Annotated in this window: 5 protein-coding genes; 1 reads left to right on the top strand and 4 read right to left on the bottom strand. The window is 68.5% G+C overall.

Going from position 1 to position 1,795, the window contains the following annotated elements:
• The 4 genes from L0G76_RS16055 to L0G76_RS16040 all read right to left on the bottom strand — a co-directional run.
• Window positions 1–290: hypothetical protein (locus tag L0G76_RS16055; RefSeq protein ID WP_304358125.1), on the bottom strand; the 290-nt coding region annotated here is incomplete at its 3' end.
• Between the two features lie 2 nt (window positions 291–292).
• Entirely contained in the window at window positions 293–601 is a 309-nt protein-coding gene (locus L0G76_RS16050; protein WP_304358124.1) for a helix-turn-helix transcriptional regulator, read from the bottom strand.
• On the bottom strand, window positions 598–999 hold the full coding sequence (locus tag L0G76_RS16045) for a hypothetical protein (RefSeq protein WP_304358123.1): 402 nt from the start codon (window positions 997–999) through the stop codon (window positions 598–600). The genes L0G76_RS16050 and L0G76_RS16045 overlap by 4 nt, the downstream gene beginning before the upstream one ends.
• A complete protein-coding gene (locus tag L0G76_RS16040) occupies window positions 996–1,424 on the bottom strand; it encodes a hypothetical protein (protein WP_304358122.1) in 429 nt (142 codons plus the stop codon). The genes L0G76_RS16045 and L0G76_RS16040 overlap by 4 nt, the downstream gene beginning before the upstream one ends.
• Window positions 1,425–1,552: 128 nt before the next feature.
• Between L0G76_RS16040 and L0G76_RS16035 the strand changes: the two genes are divergently transcribed.
• On the top strand, window positions 1,553–1,795 hold a 243-nt coding region (locus L0G76_RS16035; protein WP_304358121.1), incomplete at its 3' end, for an exonuclease domain-containing protein.

The raw sequence follows: 1,795 nt of genomic DNA, 5'->3' as shown, positions 1-1,795 counted from the left end.
GCGACCTGACCGGTACGACCGGACCACCACTGGACCTCGAACTGTCCGACGGTGGGCCGGCCATGCTGTGCGAACCACCGCCGCAGCTCCTCGGAGGCGTAGCGCTCCACCCGGGCATGCGGGCCCATGAACAGGCTGGAGGGGTCGATGTGTGCGGCGCGGCCGCGGGCGTTGAGCAGTTCGCCGCGCAGCTCCGCGTGGGCGCGGGCGAAGGTGGCGCGTCGGTGCAGTTCGAAGTCTTCTCGCATGGCCTGGTAGGTCGCGAAGGCATCGGTGAGGATCACGCTCATCGCTATCGCCTCGCTGGATCCCTGCGTTCGGCCGGACGCGGTCTCGGCGGGTTGTCACCACCGGTCTGGTCGATGCTGCCGGGGGTCATCGCCAGGGCGGTCTCCAGACGCGGGGCGAGGACCACCCGGGGGTCGTAGCGACCATTCTCGATGGCCTCGACCGTGGCCGTCGGGACACCGATGCGGGCGGCAAGAGCGGCTCGACCCAGTGTGAGCTCGAGACGGCGGACCATGACCGTGGCGCCGATGCGGCGCAGAGTCCAGTAACTCGCCGTGGCCTCCTCTCGCTGCCGATGGATACGCGTGTTCATGGCGTTTCCGCCGGAGTGATGGCGTGGTCGACGCGGCAGATCCAGGCACCGGGGGCGGCGCGCATCGGCCATCCGTGGCAAGTGGGCACGTCCTCGGGGGCGATCTGCGAGGCAGGTTCGACGGCGCGGTGATGGTGCTCCCATGGCAGCAGCGTGTCGCCGAGCTGGTACCGGACCAGCACGCTGGAGTAGGCCTCCATGTCGCCATGCTCGGCCAGGAGCTCCAGCAGCTGTGGAGTACTGGTCGGGGCACCAATGGGCACGTCGCCGGCGATGCCCGTGATCGTCCCGTCCTCGGCGCGCCAGCGGAAGTCCATCAGGTCATCGGTCCAGGTTCGCCGCATCGAGATACCGCAGATCTCGCAGGCGGACCGGGTGGTGAGGGTCGGTGCTTTCATGCCGTCTGCTCCTTTCGGGCGTAGCTCCCGGCGGCGTGGGCTCGCGTCCAGGCGGTGATCGCCATCTCGAGCTGTTTGACCTCTCGGATCCGGGTGGGGCGGTCTGCGGTGACGGACGCGGGGAGTCGGCCCAGCTCGCGGGCGGCGTTGCGGAGCTGCTCGTCGGCCAGGAATGCCTCGTAGTCCGCCGTGACCTCAGCGGTCGGGTGTTCGAGGTAGCTGCGGCCGAGTCCGTCGGGCCAACGCACCTGTGCGGTGTGCCGGTCGAAAACCAGCGGATCTTCCTGTTCGTCCACCACATGCACGCTGTCGGTGTCGACATCGGTGATCGTCACGCAGCGAAATCGGGTGCTGAAGAGATCCTGCTCGCGCCAGTAGAAGACGTCACCGGCCCGGGCACCGGTCAGGTCAGCGGGTCCTTTCATGGCCACCAGGGGCTCCTATCTCTCGGGTCTGCCGTCCAGTGGGCGAACCGGCGCCCACACAGGACGGTCCCGCCAGAGCGGGCAGTCGCCCACTGCAGTGGCGACACCAACTGCGAGGAGCTCAGACCATGCCTGCTGCGAACCCCGACCTGATCGTCTGGATCGACACCGAGACCACCGGGCTCAACCCCGACCATGACCGCCTGCTGGAGATCGCCGTCGTCGTCACCCGCAACGACCTGACCGAGGTCGGCAGTTTCGACATCGTGATCGCCCCCGATGAGGGCGTCGACGCGACGGTCGACCTGATGGGCTCGTTCGTGCGGGACATGCACACCAGCAACGGGCTGATCCAGGACCTGGCCGGCCCG

The sequence above is a fragment of the Brevibacterium picturae genome, from assembly GCF_030453725.1.
Taxonomy (GTDB): domain Bacteria; phylum Actinomycetota; class Actinomycetes; order Actinomycetales; family Brevibacteriaceae; genus Brevibacterium; species Brevibacterium sandarakinum_A.
This window is presented reverse-complemented; position numbering and strand designations above follow the sequence as displayed.

What these genes read in the sequence shown, in the direction of transcription:
- L0G76_RS16050 (WP_304358124.1), bottom strand. Translation starts at nt 601, where the DNA reads ATGAACACGCGTATCCATCGGCAGCGAGAGGAGGCCACGGCGAGTTAC.
- L0G76_RS16045 (WP_304358123.1), bottom strand. Translation starts at nt 999, where the DNA reads ATGAAAGCACCGACCCTCACCACCCGGTCCGCCTGCGAGATCTGCGGT.
- L0G76_RS16040 (WP_304358122.1), bottom strand. Translation starts at nt 1,424, where the DNA reads ATGAAAGGACCCGCTGACCTGACCGGTGCCCGGGCCGGTGACGTCTTC.